Origin of the sequence: Glaciecola sp. 33A (genome assembly GCF_002836745.1) — a bacterium.
Lineage (GTDB): Bacteria > Pseudomonadota > Gammaproteobacteria > Enterobacterales > Alteromonadaceae > Glaciecola.
Genome location: NZ_PJAR01000044.1, coordinates 211,120 through 229,436 on the forward strand (window position 1 = coordinate 211,120; position 18,317 = coordinate 229,436).

The 18,317-nt window shown below is 40.0% G+C and carries 17 protein-coding genes and 1 pseudogene; 9 read left to right on the forward strand and 9 right to left on the reverse strand.

Going from position 1 to position 18,317, the window contains the following annotated elements:
* Position 1: 1 nt before the first annotated feature.
* Positions 2-697 carry a fumarylacetoacetate hydrolase family protein gene (locus CXF81_RS17020; protein WP_101182520.1) on the forward strand — a complete coding sequence of 232 codons (696 nt, stop codon included), beginning with the start codon at positions 2-4 and terminating at the stop codon, positions 695-697.
* The gene (locus CXF81_RS17025; RefSeq protein WP_369828721.1) at positions 694-1,233 is read left to right on the forward strand and encodes a YcgN family cysteine cluster protein; all 540 of its coding nucleotides are present in this window, start codon (positions 694-696) and stop codon (positions 1,231-1,233) included. Before CXF81_RS17020 ends, CXF81_RS17025 begins: the two co-directional genes overlap by 4 nt.
* Here CXF81_RS17025 and dsbB read toward each other — a convergent pair.
* The 5 genes and pseudogenes from dsbB to CXF81_RS17045 form a co-directional block, all read right to left on the reverse strand.
* Positions 1,230-1,772, reverse strand: a complete 543-nt coding sequence (gene dsbB / locus CXF81_RS17030) for a disulfide bond formation protein DsbB (protein ID WP_101182521.1) — start codon at positions 1,770-1,772, stop codon at positions 1,230-1,232. The two genes, CXF81_RS17025 and dsbB, sit on opposite strands and share 4 nt — an antisense overlap.
* Positions 1,773-1,831: 59 nt before the next feature.
* Positions 1,832-2,086: pseudogene (locus CXF81_RS17035) on the reverse strand (sodium/proton antiporter); the annotation flags it as partial.
* Positions 2,087-2,100: 14 nt separating this feature from the next.
* Positions 2,101-2,214: a hypothetical protein gene (locus CXF81_RS20730; RefSeq protein WP_369828736.1), complete on the reverse strand. Its 114-nt coding sequence runs from the start codon at positions 2,212-2,214 to the stop codon at positions 2,101-2,103.
* Positions 2,215-2,559: 345 nt separating this feature from the next.
* Positions 2,560-2,766, reverse strand: a complete 207-nt coding sequence (locus tag CXF81_RS17040; RefSeq protein ID WP_006014265.1) for a cold-shock protein — start codon at positions 2,764-2,766, stop codon at positions 2,560-2,562.
* A gap of 144 nt (positions 2,767-2,910) precedes the next feature.
* Positions 2,911-3,234: a hypothetical protein gene (locus tag CXF81_RS17045; RefSeq protein ID WP_101182523.1), complete on the reverse strand. Its 324-nt coding sequence runs from the start codon at positions 3,232-3,234 to the stop codon at positions 2,911-2,913.
* Positions 3,235-3,717: 483 nt separating this feature from the next.
* On the opposite strand from CXF81_RS17045, the gene CXF81_RS17050 reads away from it, so the two are divergent.
* Positions 3,718-4,275, forward strand: coding sequence for a prepilin-type N-terminal cleavage/methylation domain-containing protein (locus CXF81_RS17050; RefSeq protein ID WP_101182524.1), 558 nt, complete (start codon positions 3,718-3,720; stop codon positions 4,273-4,275).
* A gap of 353 nt (positions 4,276-4,628) precedes the next feature.
* Here the strand turns inward: CXF81_RS17050 and arsB are convergent, their stop codons facing one another.
* Genes arsB through CXF81_RS17070 form a run of 4 tightly spaced genes read right to left on the reverse strand, consistent with a single transcriptional unit; the run spans position 4,629 to position 7,197 of the window.
* The gene (gene arsB / locus CXF81_RS17055; protein WP_101182525.1) at positions 4,629-5,645 is read right to left on the reverse strand and encodes an ACR3 family arsenite efflux transporter; all 1,017 of its coding nucleotides are present in this window, start codon (positions 5,643-5,645) and stop codon (positions 4,629-4,631) included.
* Positions 5,646-5,655: 10 nt separating this feature from the next.
* On the reverse strand, positions 5,656-6,375 hold the full coding sequence (arsH, locus tag CXF81_RS17060) for an arsenical resistance protein ArsH (RefSeq protein WP_101182526.1): 720 nt from the start codon (positions 6,373-6,375) through the stop codon (positions 5,656-5,658).
* Positions 6,375-6,845 carry an arsenate reductase ArsC gene (locus CXF81_RS17065; RefSeq protein ID WP_101182527.1) on the reverse strand — a complete coding sequence of 157 codons (471 nt, stop codon included), beginning with the start codon at positions 6,843-6,845 and terminating at the stop codon, positions 6,375-6,377. The genes arsH and CXF81_RS17065 overlap by 1 nt, the downstream gene beginning before the upstream one ends.
* Before the next feature lie 16 nt (positions 6,846-6,861).
* Complete coding sequence (locus CXF81_RS17070) at positions 6,862-7,197, reverse strand: metalloregulator ArsR/SmtB family transcription factor (protein WP_101182528.1); 336 nt, start codon at positions 7,195-7,197, stop codon at positions 6,862-6,864.
* 1,471 nt (positions 7,198-8,668) lie between these two features.
* On the opposite strand from CXF81_RS17070, the gene dld reads away from it, so the two are divergent.
* From dld to CXF81_RS17100, 6 genes are all read left to right on the forward strand, one after another.
* Positions 8,669-10,369: a D-lactate dehydrogenase gene (dld, locus tag CXF81_RS17075; RefSeq protein WP_101182529.1), complete on the forward strand. Its 1,701-nt coding sequence runs from the start codon at positions 8,669-8,671 to the stop codon at positions 10,367-10,369.
* Positions 10,370-10,708: 339 nt separating this feature from the next.
* Entirely contained in the window at positions 10,709-10,834 is a 126-nt protein-coding gene (locus CXF81_RS20525) for a hypothetical protein (RefSeq protein ID WP_255409467.1), read from the forward strand.
* Positions 10,835-10,952: 118 nt separating this feature from the next.
* On the forward strand, positions 10,953-11,456 hold the full coding sequence (locus tag CXF81_RS17085; RefSeq protein ID WP_157825581.1) for a hypothetical protein: 504 nt from the start codon (positions 10,953-10,955) through the stop codon (positions 11,454-11,456).
* A 212-nt stretch (positions 11,457-11,668) separates the two neighbouring features.
* Positions 11,669-14,443, forward strand: a complete 2,775-nt coding sequence (locus CXF81_RS17090) for a PAS domain-containing protein (protein WP_101182531.1) — start codon at positions 11,669-11,671, stop codon at positions 14,441-14,443.
* Positions 14,444-15,371: 928 nt separating this feature from the next.
* Entirely contained in the window at positions 15,372-16,082 is a 711-nt protein-coding gene (gene fadR, locus CXF81_RS17095; protein ID WP_101183103.1) for a fatty acid metabolism transcriptional regulator FadR, read from the forward strand.
* 161 nt (positions 16,083-16,243) lie between these two features.
* Complete coding sequence (locus CXF81_RS17100; protein WP_101182532.1) at positions 16,244-18,277, forward strand: NADPH-dependent 2,4-dienoyl-CoA reductase; 2,034 nt, start codon at positions 16,244-16,246, stop codon at positions 18,275-18,277.
* The last annotated feature ends 40 nt before the right edge of the window (positions 18,278-18,317 follow it).

Here is an 18,317-nt window from a genome sequence, read left to right on the forward strand (position 1 = left end):
CATGTTTGCAAGTGAATCTGCACAGAGAGTCTCTTATCGACATAATGATCAACACGGCCAAGCTATTGGATTGCCTGTGGGAAAGGTGGTTTGTGTAGGTCGAAACTACATGGATCATATTCAGGAAATGAGTAACCAAGTAAGCGAGGTACCGCTTCTGTTCATGAAGCCATCTACTGCTGTGGTTGATATGCGAGAGCCAGTCGCAGTTCCTACTATTCAAGGTGAGTGTCACAATGAGCTGGAAGTCGCTGTATTGATTGCAGCTAAGCTAACTAAGGTCACTCCAGAACAAGCTTCTAAAGCGGTATATGCAATAGGCTTAGGCTTAGATCTGACGCTAAGAGATGAACAATCTCGTTTAAAAGAAATAGGCCAACCTTGGGAGCGAGCCAAGTCGTTTGATGGCAGTTGTCCATTATCACCCTTCGTTTTGGTTAACTCACTTTCTAACAATGACCACTTTGTATTTCAATTACATATCAATGAACAACTAGTTCAAAGCGGTGACACAAACTTAATGTTAACGCCGATATTGCAGCTAATTTCTGAAATTTCACACCATTTCACCTTACTCCCTGGAGATGTGATATTAACAGGCACACCTAAAGGGGTAGGACCATTGCATGTAGGCGACAAAATCACTGCTGTATTGGAAGGGCACTTATCAATATCAACCAGAGTGAGCAGCCAATGAGAAAAACCCCTTATACCAAAGCGCTGATGGACTCCGAGTTCTGGCTAACCACTCAGCTCGAAGAAATGAACAAAGCGCAATGGGAAGCCATTTGCGATGGTTGCGCAAAGTGTTGTCTGCATAAATTCATAGATGATGAAGGAGCTGGCGATATTAGCGAACAAGAAGCTAAGCCAACGGCTGTTGGTAATGCAGGAGAAGAAGTTTTTTTTACCAATATCGCTTGTCAGCTTTTGCACACAAAAAGCTGTGAGTGCACTCAATATGAGAAACGTAGTGAGTTAGTGCCGCATTGCGTTACATTAACTAAAGACAATTTAAAAGACATATTTTATATGCCTAAATCTTGTAGCTATAGAAGAATGCATGAAGGCCGAGGGTTAGCATCTTGGCACCCCTTATTAAATAAAGGTAAAAAGGCCAAGATGCATGAACTAGCCGTGACTATTCGCGGGCGAACTGTGAATGAGAACGACGTCGATATGCAGTCTTTTGAAGACTATATTGTGACTTGGCCATTGGCCGACTTAGATTAGATTTTCTTTTGCCTAATAGTTTTATTATTAGAGAAAGAGATAAATTGTAAAATAAACATGAATACAAAGACCGCAAAGTAAATAGCAAAGACGACCTGCATCCACTCAGCCATACCCAGTTCAAAAAACTGCCATGTATTTTCATAACAATCACCAGGGGCACCAAATAAATCCGGGAACCACTGGTGTAGAGGCATAAAATCCGGGAAGTTAGGCTCAATTGAGCAAGGCACTAAAAATGAGTTCTCACCAAATAAAATATCTTTGTGTTCAGTTGAAACTAAGAAACCTTGTACTGATGCTGTCCCCCAAATTGCGAAACCAATTAAGCGTGAAAAAAAGGTGTTGTTCATTAATGGAATGAAAGCAGCAATCAATATACCGATAACGGCAGTACGCTGATAAATACACATAATGCAGGGCTGTAGGTCTTGAATATGCTGAAAATACAGCGCAGCACCGACAAGAGAAGCAGCAGATAAAAATAGTATTTGCCACGCTGCTCTTGAATGTGACCATTGTTGGATATCGTACAACATTAAAACCTTCCTTTATTTTATGTTAGCTTGCTCTTTGCAAACCATATAGATTAATTGCGTTAGTGATTTCCAGTGCTGCTTTTGACTAATTGTTCAGTTGCACTGTGATGTTCAATTAAGGATTGCTGGTAAAGCCATTCAGTACTTTCCAATAGTTCACAATAGACGACGACTAAACCAACAAAAGCTAACACTATTGTATAGGGCAATGCCATGTAAATCACTCGAATATATAATAAACGTGATATTGGGGCAATGGCGCAGGTTAGCAAAAATAGCAATGAAGCTTGATTATTTGGGGTCGCAACGCTTGGTTCAATAACAAGCACTAGGGTTGAAAATGATTACATTTGAGTGTCATAGCAAGCGTGAAGATAAACTGTATTACCAGAGTCGAGCTAGCAATATCAGCGTCGAGCCTGAAAATCATCAGGTTTACAATGAAAAAAGCGACTGTTTTTTATATCAATCTGGTGCTGGCCCAAAGAAGTTATTGTAGATAGCGTCGATAATGGTCATTTGTTGTCTAAATACTCGGTTTTACGATGACAAAATTTTCAGCGCCGTGTACCAGTTTCGATTAATTCAAAGTACAAAGCCTTTTCCGCAGACTATTTGCTGTCTAACAAGCCTGTCATGTGAGGTTTATTTTTAAAATAAACTGAGTAGATTAGTGGCTATTTAATGAAAGTGGGGGGGGTATTATATGGAAATTGGAGTGGTATTATAGAAAAGATTTGGTAGCCGAAAGTTCTACACCTCCAGCTACCTAATTGTAAGCTATCGGTTAGACAGCAACAACTTTATTTGCACATGGGCCTTTTTGACCTTGTCCAACTTCAAACTCAACTGCTTGACCGTCGTTCAATGTAGCGTAATCACCGCCAGATTGAATTTCTGAATGATGAACGAACAAGTCTTTACTACCGTCTTCTGGAGTAATAAAACCGAAACCTTTATCTGCATTGAACCACTTAACTGTACCTTTACTCATATTGCTCTCTTTGTCTTAAGTGAAAAATATAATTCTAATTCGCTATCACCATCACGAAATCAGACTTTAAATCTAGTTTGACCGCCGAAGCGACCATTTCAATAGTATAATATATTACTATCGGTTTTTCTAGTTTTTTACTAATTAACGGTTTTTACTGTTTTTCTTTTTAATATTAACCACTTTTCTCGCTATTGCGAGTAAGTCTGGTGAAATATCTTCAGCACCGTCTTTTATCAACTTACTCACATCACCTGATGAGAATAATGAACCTCTTTCAGACTTTACATCTAAGGACCTGACAAAATCTTTCGTCTTACCCGTACTAGCGGTATCAATATATTTCAACATAACCTGCTCATTAAAAGACGTAGGCTGCCGCTTCAACGTATTAATTGTATCTGTAATTGATTGTATTTCCAACTCTAGTGTTTCAATTAGTTCGGCCGTGTCTGCGTATGCTTTCATTAAGTTGCTTGACTCTTAAAAGGTTCTTGTAGGATGCCAAATATCAATGACTTTATGTGCAAAATGTCAATGCTGCGCAAAATGCGATGTATCGACTATACAGAAAATTAAAGAATGTACCTAGTGCCTATTGAAAAAAAACGACAGTAAGACATTTTTTATACATTTGAAAACAGGCACTGTCATTCGATATGCACTAATAGATGGCTTAATAAGAAAAATAGAATACTCAAAATAATGGATTTTGACACTAGTTAGTGTTTAAAGGGTGCGTTTAAAATATAAATGGTAATCCAACAATGTCTTTTAATTCCAACAGCATAATTATTCTTAAAAGCATATAGCGTTATATTGAAAGAAACGTGAGACCCAGTCTGAGTTAAATGATATGGTTTTGATAATATTTTTGCGTATAAATCACCCGAATCAGCAGGTATTCAGGGCATCTAGAATTAGTAAGCAGTTATAAAAAGGAATTTTATTTTGCAAAAACACACAATCCGTCATTCTCAAACAGGTTTCACCCTAATAGAATTAATTATTGTTATTGTTATCCTCGGTATTCTTGCGGTGACCGTAGCTCCTCGCTTTATTAATGTTTCTGATGATGCTCAAAGAGCAACAACCGCATCCGAAGCTGCGGCTTTTAGAGCGGGTATAAAGTTGGTTTACAGCGCCTATCAAGTTCGCCAAGAATCCCCAATCATTATCGGAGATAAAACCGTCCAGATTGATAGCGTATCAGGTTGGCCCACTGGCAGTGGCAGTGGCGTACAATTTTGCGTTAATCTTTGGAATTCCGTGGTCGATAGTTCCGAAAGTATCACTGGTAAAAGTGATCCCAATAGTTCGCTTAGTTCAGGTTGGAACGCATTTGGAAATGCAGATTTATGTGCTTATTCAAAAAAAACGGGTGATTTGACATTGGCTGGTGGTAGCCTCCCACATTTTATTTACTACATCAAAGACTATGGTCCAGTGACCTTTGGAGGGCAGACTTACCAGGGTCGCGCAGGCGATATTAAAGCGTTTAACATATAATACATTGTTGGTAGACTGCCAGTCGAGGCCGACTAGTGGAATTAGAACGGTGGTCGTCAGCTTAAACTCGATGCTAAGAGAAGACAAAAAAATGGGAGTCGAAGATGGCGTAGCTTTACTTATTGACGTCATCGTCGTTTTGACCATGACTTACACCAAATAATCACTCTGACATGCCTTAATTAGTTCAACCACAGCTAACTTTGTCTTATTACTCGCTAGATGCTCATCCACCTTTTGTAGCGCTTTATTAACGGTTATTGGGCAAGTAGCACAAGTCATTGATGGTGCTTTTATTGTTCATGTAGAACAAAATACCAAGATTACAAATCTTCGCTTTATAAAATATTTTTTTATGAAAACCAATGCCGAGTGCGATTAGCAAACCACACTAGCGACAGCATAACAGGCACCTCAACAAGCACACCCACTACCGTTGCTAAAGCAGCGCCTGAATGTAGGCCAAATAATGATATCGCCACTGCAACCGCTAATTCAAAGAAGTTAGATGAACCAATCATGCCAGCAGGCGCGGCAATATTGTGTGGCAGTTTCATGCGCTTGGCTAACCAATAAGTGATTGCAAATATACCGTAAGTTTGAATCAGCAAGGGGATTGCAATAAGCACGATCACTTCGGGTTTAGATAATATCGTATCTGCTTGGAACCCGAACAACAGAGTAACCGTTGCTAACAAGCCGACTATTGACCATGGCTTCATTATGCTCACACATTTATCGACCTTTGAGTGATCATCTCCGTTGTCGAGTTTTTTACGTGTGAATACACCCGCAATGAGAGGCACCAAGACGTAAAGTACAACAGACAGCAATAGTGTATCCCACGGCACCGTAATATCAGTTACGCCGAGCAGCAAACCTGCGATGGGCGCAAAGGCAAAAATCATGATAATGTCGTTAATCGACACCTGCACAAGTGTATAATTGGGATCGCCTTTGGTCATTTGACTCCAAACAAATACCATGGCAGTGCAGGGTGCTACGCCCAGTAATATCATACCCGCGATATATTCTGTGGCGGTTTCAGGGTCAACCCAATCGGCAAATAGTACTTTGAAAAACAACCACCCCAAAAAAGCCATGGTAAACGGTTTAACAAGCCAATTTATTACAAGTGTTAAAACCAAGCCTTTTGGTTTTTTACCGACGTCTTTTATCGATGAAAAATCAATTTGTATCATCATTGGGTAAATCATTAACCAAATGAGAACAGCAATAACAATATTGACCTGTGCAAATTCAAGCTGCGCAATCACGGCGAATGCGTCAGGTGCAATAGTACCTGCAATAATCCCAGTGATAATAGCCAGCCCTACCCAGACCGATAAATAACGTTCGAACAAGCCCATAGTAGACTCCTTATAATGACTTTTGGTTTACACGTTCGCTAACTTGCTCAGCGGTTTCAACTCGTTCAGAGTATCGGTCAACAAAATAGTCTTTGTTATCCCGTAGCAGCAAGGTGAATTTCATCAACTCTTCCATGACATCAACAATGCGGTTGTAATAGTGCGACGGTTTCATTCGACCATCATCGTCAAACTCTAAAAAAGCTTTGGCAACCGATGATTGATTAGGAATAGTGACCATTCTCATCCAGCGCCCTAAAACACGCATTTGGTTAATCGCATTGAATGATTGAGATCCACCACATACTTGCATAATAGCAAGGGTCTTGCCTTGCGTTGGCCGTACACCTCCCATATTTAACGGTATCCAATCGATTTGGCTTTTAAGGATGCCGGTCATCGCGCCATGACGCTCAGGTGAACACCATACCTGCCCTTCAGACCAAATCATCAGTTCACGTAATTCCTTTACTTTGGGATGTGAATCGTCTTCTGTATCGGGTTGGGGTAATCCTATCGGGTTAAAAATACGTGTTTGGGCACCCAATACGTTTAACAGTTTCGCACTTTCTTCAATCGCTAAGCGACTGAATGAACGCTCTCTGAGCGAGCCATACAACAATAATATTCGCGGTTTGTGGGTTGACAGTGTTAGCTGCATATCGTCAGTACTGGGCATATCAAAAACACGCTTTTCAATATTTGGTAAGCTCGGAATTTGTTTAGACATTAATGCGCGCCCGCAGCAGCGAGTGCTGCTTTAAGTTCGGTTGTATCTACGCTTTTTGCGGCAATATCTTTTAGCGCATGGACACGCTCTGCTATTTCGTCAATACAGGCTAGAAACGCTTTTTCTATTTGTGACTCATCTCCTGCCACTTTTGATGGGTCGCTTAAGCCCCAATGTACTTTTAGGCTGTTGCCGAAATATAATGGGCAGGACTCACCAGCCGCAGAATCACACACAGTCACTACGACATCAGGGTGGAAGTCTTCAAAGTTATCCCAAGACTGGCTTTGCAGACCGTCAGTAGAATATCTCGTTTGTGCAAGGTATTTCAGCGATAAGGGGTGGACAATGCCGGCAGGTTGGCTGCCAGCGCTTTTTGCGTCAATGACATCACCCGCGATACCATTTGTGATTGCTTCAGACAGAATGCTTCTGCATCGATTGTGGGTGCAAATATAGAGAATTCTCATGCATGACGGCCTTTTATTAACAACAAGAGATAGAGGAAGATTGCGATGCAATCAATTGGTGTAATGCAGCGCTAAAATAATCGTCGTTATGCTCAGCGGCATTGATAATGACGTCTTGCGCCCACTGGGGTAATTCAGGGTGTAGCTTGTAAAATACCCATTTACCGCGTCGCTCATCGAGCAAAATACCGCATTTACGAAGCTGCGCTAAGTGACGAGAGGTCTTAGGTTGGTCGAGTTGAAGTGCTTCCATTAAATCGCAAACACAAGCCTCTTCCGTTTTGGCAATTAATAACAATGACTTTAGTCGCGTATCATCAGCAAGGCATTTAAAGAAGGTGCAAGGATTCATAGTCTTAATATGTGAAATTTAACATATGTGTAATTTCGCATGCAATTTGTTTGTGGTCAATCAAAATTTTTAAAAAGAAGCAGTTACTCTAACGAGAAAAACGCAAGGTGGGCTTTTGAATGAAGTGTCTTTTATTAGCATATTAAATCTTAATATACATGGTAAAGCTTGAATGTCTCCTTTAACAATTTGGTTCATTCAACCCTCTACAAACTATCGAAATAGTTAGTGAGTTTTGTCTTTAATAATTAGTGCTACTGTCCGAAAAGCCTCGCACTCTAAACTGGCTATTAGGATAGTAAACCGCGACTGGCGGGTATTCACTGATTACTGCAAGTCGGATCTAGATAGCGATAGTCTGTTAAGCGTCATTTATATTCATTCTTTTTTGTACAAATCAACTTTCAGCTAACATTTAAGTAGCCTACTTGTTGCTACCAAAAACATACAAAAGAATATTTATTCTGTCAATTTAGTGCCGCTAACAAGATCAAGCGAAAGTGTTTACTTTCATTAATTCCGGCTGACAGTAATAGACTTATCTAAGCAGGCCAATATAATCAAGGTGATGTCTCCTAAGTGCCATTAGTGTGCATTAAGCTTAACTAGAAATGTTACTTTCTACTCGACTGAATCCTCTATGCATTAAGGGAATACTGCAAACTGAGCCAGTCTAATACTAATTTTGTTTCTCATTAAATATGGTATTTCTTGTAAGTCTACAACTAATATTTGCTTAATTTACTAGAACCGAGTTTGAAAAAGGCGAGGAAGTTGGTTCGCATTTGCTGGGGTGGTAAAATATCTTTAGTCGCTACTACATTGCGAAATGACATTTTTGGTCAGGGTATAGTCGCTGCCAATACGATTTTTTACTAATTCAGATAGGATTATCAGCTACGTGGAATTGCAAAAGTAGTTAACAAATTAGACATATTAAAAATACGTTGATGACATTTTCGTTAACGGATTGACCCAGAGTTATGAGCTAAATAGCGAGCAGAAAAACCATAAAGGACTTCTGTGGTAACGTTAGGTATTGTTAAAAATATGCTAGCTTAATTTATCTTATCTAGATTTGTAAGGTCCATGTAACACTAAAGAATAAATCATTGTAATGCTGGATTCAATCCTCCTAACCATTGAGGTATACTAACCTAGTCAAACAGCAGAAATATTTAAGCCCAAGCCACATGAAATGCAGGATTCAGCTGGAGTCATAAACGTCGTTAGGCAAGTAATTGATTGAAGAGAATGGCTGTTCCCTTTTAGAAATCAATAACATAAATCGTTTCTAAATCAGCCCTACGCGGACGTCTAAGTAATACATGTTCATTGTTGCCACATTTTAAGGGAATGCCCCTTAATAAATGAGGTGCCTTGAGCATGAATCGTTCAGCTGTCCTGAAACGCGCATTTTCAAGTAGTTTGGATACATACTGCTTCTACGATAACCTACTCGAGATCTGAAATGACTGGCAATTCTGAACAACTTTCCTTAATCCAAGATTTAAAAACAATCGTCGGTGCCAAACAGCTACTCACTGATCCAGTAAAAAAACAAGCCTATACTAAAGGATTTCGATTTGGCTCAGGTGAAGCAATTGCTGTAGTAAAACCTCAGAGTTTGGTACAAATTTGGCAAGTACTTAAAGCCTGTGTTGGGGCTGATGTCGCTGTTATTATGCAAGCAGCAAATACTGGCCTGACTGGTGGTTCAACACCAAATGGCGACGATTATGACCGTGACATTGTTGTTATTAGTACAATGCGTATAGATAGCATTCATTTAATTGATAATGCCAAGCAAATTGTCGGTTTAGCGGGTAGTACTTTATTTGGCTTAGAAGATGTTTTAAGACCGTACGGCCGTGAACCACATTCTGTTATCGGCTCTTCTTGTATTGGTGCTTCGATAGTGGGAGGTATTTGTAATAACTCAGGTGGTGCTTTAGTACAAAGGGGACCAGCCTATACCGAGCTTTCAATTTATGCGCAAATTGATGCCATGGGTAATTTATCACTGGTTAATAATTTAGGCATTGATTTAGGTGATACTCCTGAAGAAATATTAACTAACTTACAACAGAAAAATTTTACTGAAAAAGATGTCGGTTTTCCGTCAAAACGTGCCTCAGATAATGAATATCATGAACGAGTTAGAGACATTGATGAAGATACACCATCACGTTACAACAACGATGGTCGTCGTTTATATGAATCATCAGGTTGTGCCGGCAAGTTAGCCGTTTTCGCTGTCCGTATGGATACTTTTGCTATTCCTGAAAAGCAGCAAGTTTTTTATGTCGGCACTAATGATCCTGCCGTACTAGCTAAAATACGAAGAGATATGTTATCGACATTTAAATCATTGCCGGTATCGGGTGAGTATTTACATCGTGATTGTTATGACGCTTCAAAAAAATACGGTAAAGATTCATTTTTAGTAATTGATAAGTTAGGCTCAAAATACATGCCTAAAATGTTTGCCATCAAACGTACAGTGGACCGTTATGCCGATAAAATAAAGTTTTTACCGAGAAAATTTTCTGATCGTATGATGCAATATATGAGCGCTTTGTGGCCAAACCATCTGCCTAAACGCATGGATGAATACCGAGATAAATACCAGCATCACTGGATCATTGAAATGAGCAATGACGGTGTTGATGAGGCTAAAAATTATTTAGATAACTTCTTTACCTTAAATGAGGGCAGTTATTTCGAATGTACCAAGGAAGAAGGTGGAAAGGCTATTTTGCATCGATTTGTTGCGGGTGGTGCCATTGGTCGTCAGCAGTTAATGAACAGCAAAGCGCTTGGCGCTATCATGACCATCGATGTTGCTTTTCCTCGTAACGAAAAAGATTGGTTTGAAACCTTAGCTCCTGAGCTGGATGAGTTAATTGCCGTAAAACTTTATTATGGACATTTATTTTGTCATGTAATGCATCAAAACTATATTCTAAAGAAAGGTGTTGATGCCAAAGAGGTTAAAGATAAAATCTTGGCGACCTTTGATGCCCGTGGTGCAGAATACCCAGCAGAGCATAATGTTGGACATGAATATTTTGCAAAGGCTGATTTGAAAGCGTTTTATAAAGAGCTCGATCCAACTAATACCTTTAATCCAGGTATTGGTAAAACGTCTAAATGTAAACATTGGCATTAAATTAATTATGCGGTAATGGTTTAAGCGCTGACGTTAGGAAAATACACTTAAAAAAAATTGATCGAAAAGTCGATATTTATCGCAGTTATATTCACTACTGCTTTAGTTAATACAGCATCTGTTCACCGTTTAGAATTCTTTAATAATGGCGAAAGCAGGCCAGATTTTAAAGGTAATCCGTCGGTATATTAAAAGTAGTGCAACTGCGGAAATTAATGATTGTTTCTCTCGTTATACTTTGATATTTCACATCAACTAACAGATGACCTCAGTATTCTACATTGATAGGGAGGCTACCGAATATGTGCCTATGCTGTGATAAGCAACCATGTGTATGTAGTGTTACATGTAGATGCGAAACAAGTGATGGCTTGGATGGATAACGAAATTGTGCGGCGTTGGCACTTATTCCATAAAGTGACATTACTCAGCCAAATGTTTGCCCAAGAAGATACACTAAGCTAAGGCTAACCACAGTGACTATAAACCCAGCAAGATCGGTAGCTGTTGAACAGACCAAGTATGTGGTTATTCCTACTAACTATTGGCAGGCCAGTTTGTAAGGCATAGAAAAGACCATAATGTGAAAAAATATTCAATGCTAGTAATCGTAATTTGCATAATTCTTATCGTATCTGTTGCAGTTATAACATCAAATTTAACTACCCATGTTTCAAGCCAGATCGAACTTTCTAACATCAAGCAGCAGCAAATAAATGAAGTAGAGAAGATTCAAAAAGTAGAATTTTCTCAAAACCAAATGGTAAAGCTTCATTGTGATGCCTACTCAAAAGCGTTTCTATCCTTAGATATAAAGCCGAAAATAATTCGCAGTGTGATAACTACAAATTTGAATGATGATTCAAAGCGTTTGATTGAATTAACCCCAAGTAATATCAACGACTTAAATAATGCTCTAAATGTTGATGTTAACAATGACATGTTTTCCGCTCGATTCGACTTTAAATTCAATGAAAAATTTATTTATTCACCAATTAAAATTCACTCAAATGTAATTGCTGGGTTGAATAATACATCAGATAAAAATATTGACTCAACGATTATGTCTGTTCTGAATACGACTTGATTGCAGCAACTAGAATGGGCTTAAGTGATATGAAAATGAGGTCACTGCTCAACAACGATACAGGTTCATTAAATTTTGAATTTGATGCAGGTTTAGAAAGTAAGAAAGCCATTCCTATGTTAGCTTTATTTTGCAACAGGATATAATTGTTGTATTGTTTACGTCAATACCAACGTGATGCCATTTAAATTACACAAAAAGGATCATTTAGATTGACAACGTCTCACAAAAACAATCAATCTGACAAAAAAGCCTCTAGAGTGAATGAGAATGGCCAGAATGTTTCTAATTTATCTGCGCAGATTGAAAGGACTCACTGCGCGCTAGAGGCCGCTGGTATAGGAATTTGGGACTATGATATTGGCACCAAAAAGCTTGTCTGGGATGCACAAATGTTTCGTCTGTATGGTATTGATGATCACGATTTTGCAGACCCTCTCGATTTATGGAAAAGTAGACTACACCCAGATGATCTAGGCCGAACATTTCAACTAATAACTGACTGCATTCAGACTGGAAATGACTTTGCTACTGATTTAAGAGTTCACTTACCCAATGGTCATATTCGGTACATCGAAGCACACGGAAAGAGCATAGCAAATAAAGCGGGAGAATTTGAGCGCGTAGTGGGTACCAATGTTGATGTTACTCAACGAAAAGTTGCTGAAAAGGACATGCAAAGATTATCCACCATTGCGCAACAGACGGATAATGTGGTCATAGTCACAGGTGTTGACGGTAAGACTGAATGGGTAAACGAAGCTTTTACTAAGTGCACGGGTTTTGAACCGCAGGAAATATACGGTAAGAAGCCGGGGGATCTCCTACAAGGCCCAAATACCGCTCCTGAAGCGGTAGCAAAAATATCCAAAGCCATAAAAGACGAAAAATTTATTCAAGTCGACATCCTCAACTACCGAAAAGACGCATCTCCATTCTGGATAGAACTGCGCATCAACCCCACTTACGACGAATCAGGCATATTAACTGGATTTTTGGCTCTGGAAATGGAGATTACTAAGCGTATAGCGACGGAAAAAAGACTTATCCGTCAACAGAATATGCTGGAAGCCATGAGTCGACACGCAAACATCGGTGCTTGGGAACTTGATTTAGAATCACAAAAAATTTATTGGTCTTCCATAACCAAAAAAATTCACGAAGTACCAGATGATTTCTCTCCCGATCTAGAGACCAGTATTAATTTCTACAAAGAAGGAACTAGTCGAGATACTATCTCTCGGGTTGTACAGAATGCAATTGAAACAGGTACTCCTTGGAATGAAGAACTGCAATTAGTAACGGCTAATGGCAGGGATTTATGGGTGCAAGCGACTGGTCAGGCAGAATTCAAAAAAGGACAATGTGTGCGCTTATTCGGCTCCTTCCAAGACATTGAAGAACGAAAGCTGGCACAGGTAGCTATAACTCAGGCGAAAGAAGCTGCTGAAGCAGCAGCATTGGCAAAAAGCCACTTTTTAGCCAGCATGAGCCATGAAATCCGTACGCCCATGAATGGAGTTTTAGGTATGTTGGGGTTATTGATGCGAGAGCGTTTGACAGAAGAACAATCGCGCCACGTGCAATTAGCTAAATCCAGTGCGGAATCGCTATTAGCAATTATCAACGATATCCTTGATTTTTCTAAAATAGAGGCGGGTAAATTAGAACTTGAAGTCATTGATTTTGATCTACATGTTCTGCTCTCTGATATCATTGAAACAATCGCTTACCGAGCACGCGAAAAAGAATTAGAACTTATTCTTGATGTCAGTGAAGTCGGACGCACTTTGGTACAAGGTGATCCCGGTCGTTTGCGGCAAATCCTTAATAATTTAGTCGCAAACGCCTTGAAATTCACTAATGATGGCGAAATCCAGCTTAAAGCTTCACTAAAGAAGACAGAGGATCCAGACCTGTTGCTGGAGTGTACAGTTAAAGATTCGGGCATAGGCATTCCTGCTGACAAGCTAAGTAATTTGTTTGATTCGTTTACCCAAGTTGATGTCTCAACCTCACGTCAATATGGTGGTACGGGATTAGGATTAGCTATTGCCAAAGAACTCTGTCATTTAATGGACGGTGATCTCAATGTTGTTAGTGAAGTTGGCTTTGGGAGCTCTTTTAGTTTTTCCGTTAAATTGACAGAGAGTAAGGTAAATCAGCCGTCTCAAAAGATGGTTATGGACGGTGTCAGAATATTGTTAGCTGAAAAGAGCGAAACGGAGGGAAAAGTACTAAGCCAACAATTAAAACGTTGGGGAGCGATTGTTGAAAAGGTCGGCTCTGAGGACGACTTACTGAAATGTATCGCCAAGCAAGATAAAAAGGATATCGGAGAAGGTTTTACTGCCGTTTTCATTGATATGAATCTAATGGGTTCAGAGTCTCACGCATTAAGGCAACAACTATTGAACTATGGATCGAGAAGCGCAGCTAAGCTCATTCTTATTGTAGACACAGAGGTAACAGTACTTTCAAGTCTCCTCGAAAGCCAAGGGTTCGATGCATTTTTAGATAAACCGGTGACTGTCAGTAAATTAATCAAGGTGTTGACAGCATCTTCCATATGTTCCGCAAAAATTGAATCCTTGCCAAAAATACAGGCGCATGTGCTGTTGGTTGAGGATAACAAAATAAACCAGATAGTGGCACAAAGTCAGTTGGATATACTCGGTGTTACCTGTGACATTGCATCGAATGGTATTCAAGCTATAGAGGTCTTAAAGAAAAAATCACATGAGACCTCATATGACTTAATCCTTATGGATTGTCAAATGCCCGAAATGGACGGATACCAAGCGACCCGCTTGATACGCGAGGGAACGGCAGGTAAATATTATCAACAACTACCGATCATCGCGTTAACAGCAAATGCGATGAAAGGAGACCGAGAAGACTGCTTGGCCGCAGGTATGAATGATTATTTGTCTAAGCCTCTTACGCCAGAAGCATTGGAAAAGAAGCTGCGTGCCTGGCTGATTTAGTTTTTTGCAGCAGCAAAAAATCTCTAGTATAGCGTTAACGAAGTAATCGTTTACTGATCAAATTTCATAGTCGACTCCAGTAGGAAGTTAAAAAGCTTTAATTTTAACGTCCGCTAACCAAGCTAAGTGATCTACCTTTAGACATGACGTTAAGGTACCCAATTGACACAAGCCTCGCATACAATTTTGAACAGCTTATGTCTCCTTTTACCGTGAACTTGTGATACGACTTAGCCAACGCGTTTGGTCCTTTATCGCTCATTGCGGTCTGTCAAATTTAGATAGCTATAGTCTGTTAAGTGCTATTTATATTCATTAAGCTGTAATAGAAATCTGATCTCATACTCAACAGAATCCTTATTATATTTTAGAAATACTTCAAACGAAGCTAGTCCAAAGTATGATTATTCCTTGTTCAGTATGGTGCTGAATTGTAAGTTCGCAGTTAATATATATGTGTTTGATTGTAAAACTACGTGGGACACAGAGTTCCCATTTTTGGATGAAAGGTCACTGACCCTAAATTTGACGCAATATCCACCATAAAAGTCCTAGCAATGAAGTTGATTTTGGGAGGACACGTGTAAGTTGATTGATATAGTTTACAGCCAATCGGTTTTTTGAAGCATTATTCTATGAATTTTACGAATACTAATTCCAGAAGTTATCGCTATATTTCAATTCAAGATCTTGTGCAGTTCTTTCTTAATCCCCCGTTTTCCTAGTCTATTTGTATCAAAGATCTCTTTTTGCATGCACTGTGAACCTATGCTTTTAATGAGAAGAAGTTCTTTAGCCTTCGAGATCAGAGGGTTTAGACATGAATTATTCTGATCTGGAATCTACATACAGTCGATTAATACTTCCCTTGTCAAAGGCATCTGGTACAATCAGTCCAATTGTTAATTAAATGTTGTATGTAATAAGCATGATTTATAAATCTCAAAGTCCAGCCGGGTTTGCTGAAGAATATATCGTTGAATCTATATGGAGTGGTCGTTTTTCTCCGGGCACAATTCTACCAGCAGAACGTGAATTATCTGAACTAATTGGCGTTACTCGCACAACGCTGCGTGAAGTATTGCAACGCCTATCTAGGGATGGTTGGTTAACCATCCAGCACGGCAAGCCTACGAAAGTAAATAACTTTTGGGAAACTTGTGGGCTTAATATTTTAGAAACTCTTGCCCGTTTAGATGAAGCAGGTCGTCCCCAATTAGTGGATAACTTATTGTCTGCGCGGACTAATTTGAGTGCTGTTTTTATGCGCGCCGCATTCAAGCAAAATGCGCAAAAGTGTAAAGAAATTATAGCGCGTTATTCAGAAGTTGAGCAGGATGGTAAGTCTTTTGCTCAATTTGACTATCAAATGCATCATGATTTAGCGTTTGCATCGAATAATCCAGTATATGTCCTTATGATGAATGGTTTTAGAAGCATGTATGCTCGCATAGGTGGTTATTTTTTCTCATATAAGCCTGCCCGCGATGTAGCAACCAAATACTACCAAGAACTGCTAGAAGTGTTAGCTCAAGATGAAGCTGATCGTGTCATTTCAGTGGTAAGACAATACGGTATTGAAAGTGGAAAAGTTTGGCAACAGGTTAGAAAGGACATGCCAGAGAATATTGTCGACTAGTCGTTAAACTGCAGTTTGCTAGCAATGCACACTAAATGGGACTTTAAGTGGACTAGGGACGGTTATCCGATTAACACAGCGCTAAGCTTTGTAAAAATAATATTTATAATAAGAAAATAGCTTATTTGCTTCACAACAACAATCAGCGAAAAGGGCACCGCATGACAACAGCAGTTGATACTCCATTCCCTCACTTATTTCGACCACTAGATTTGGGTTTTACCACTCTGAAAAATCGTGTACTAATGGGCTCAATGCATACCGGCTTGGAAGAAGCACCGAATGGACACAAGCGTATGGCTGCATTTTTTGCGGAACGGGCGAGGGGCGGTGTTGGCCTTATTGTTACCGGTGGAATAGGGCCCAATGATGAGGGTGCGACACATGCAGTCACCCGACGTTTAGACTCTGATGAAGCCATTGAACACCATAAAGAAGTCACTGCCGCAGTGCATGCAGAAGGTGCAAAAATTTGTATGCAAATATTGCATACAGGTCGTTACGCTTATAATAAAAATTTAGTTGCGCCTTCAGCTGTGCAAGCGCCAATTAATCCATTTATGCCTAAGGAACTAGACGAAGAGGGCATTCAAAAGCAAATCAATGACTTCGTACATACCGCTTTGCAAGCGCAGCGTGCCGGTTACGATGGCGTTGAAATAATGGGCTCTGAAGGTTACTTCTTAAATCAATTTATTGCAGCACGCACTAACTTTCGTTCAGACCAATGGGGTGGTGAATATCAAAACAGAATTAAGCTTCCTATTGAAGTTGTGCGCAGAGTACGTGAAGCTGTTGGTGAGCATTTCATTATCATTTACCGCCTGTCGATGCTGGACTTAGTCGAAGGCGGTTCTACATATGATGAAGTCGTTGAGCTAGGACTGAAAATAGAAAAAGCAGGTGCAACATTAATCAATACCGGTATTGGTTGGCATGAAGCAAGAATTCCTACTATTGCAACCAAAGTACCCAGGGCCGCATGGACTTGGGTAACGGCAAAATTTAGAGACGCACTTAATATTCCGGTTATCACTTCCAATCGAATTAACACCCCTGAAATTGCGGAAGAAGTACTAGCGCGTGGCGATGCGGATATGGTCTCAATGGCGCGTCCATTCTTAGCAGACCCAGACTTTGTAATAAAGGCTCAACAAAACAAATCTAGCCAAATCAATACTTGTATTGGCTGTAATCAAGCTTGTTTGGACCATGCTTTCGAAGGCAAAATGACAAGCTGTTTGGTTAATCCTAGAGCATGTCACGAAACAGAGTATGTGATTGAGCCTGCAACCGTAATTAAAAAAATTGCTGTTGTTGGCGCAGGACCAGCAGGTTTAGCTGCGGCAACTACTGCGGCGCAACGTGGTCATAAAGTAACCTTATTTGACGCTGATTCCGAAATTGGTGGGCAATTTAATATAGCGAAACAAATACCGGGCAAAGAGGAGTTTTACGAAACTATTCGCTATTTTGGAGTGATGCTAGCGTTGCATGGTGTTGACGTAAAGTTAAATATTCGAGTTGATGCCGCCGAACTTAATAAAATGGGTTTTGACGACATCATATTGGCAACCGGTATCGTGCCCAGAACACTCAATATTGAAGGTATCGATCATCCTAAAGTACTCAGTTATATTGATGTATTAAAACATAAGAAACCGGTTGGTAAGTCTGTTGCCGTCATCGGCGCTGGTGGTATTGGCTTCGACACATCGGAGTTTTTGTCACATGGCAAGCAATCAACGAGTACTGACATCCCTGCTTTTATGAAGGAGTGGGGTATTGATATGACGATGACAGTTAGAGGTGGCGTTGAAGGAATGCAGCGACAACCGGAACCGTCACCTAGAGAAATCTTTTTATTGCAACGCAAATCGACTAAAGTTGGCGCTGGTTTAGGCAAAACAACAGGATGGGCGCATCGCGCAGGCCTGATGATGAAAGGGGTCAAGATGCTAGCGGGAGTCGAGTATTTGAAAATTGATGATGCTGGGCTACACATTAAAGTTAACGACGAAGTGCAAGTGTTGCCGGTTGATAATGTTGTGATATGCGCAGGACAAGAACCTCTAAAGGCATTAGCTGAATGCTTAACAGCTCCTCATTACTTTATTGGCGGCGCTGATTTTGCTGCTGAGTTGGACGCGAAACGCGCGATAGATCAGGGAACTCGTTTAGCTGCTAGCTTATAATCATTAGATTAGGAGACAGCAGCCAAAAGATTAAGTTTTA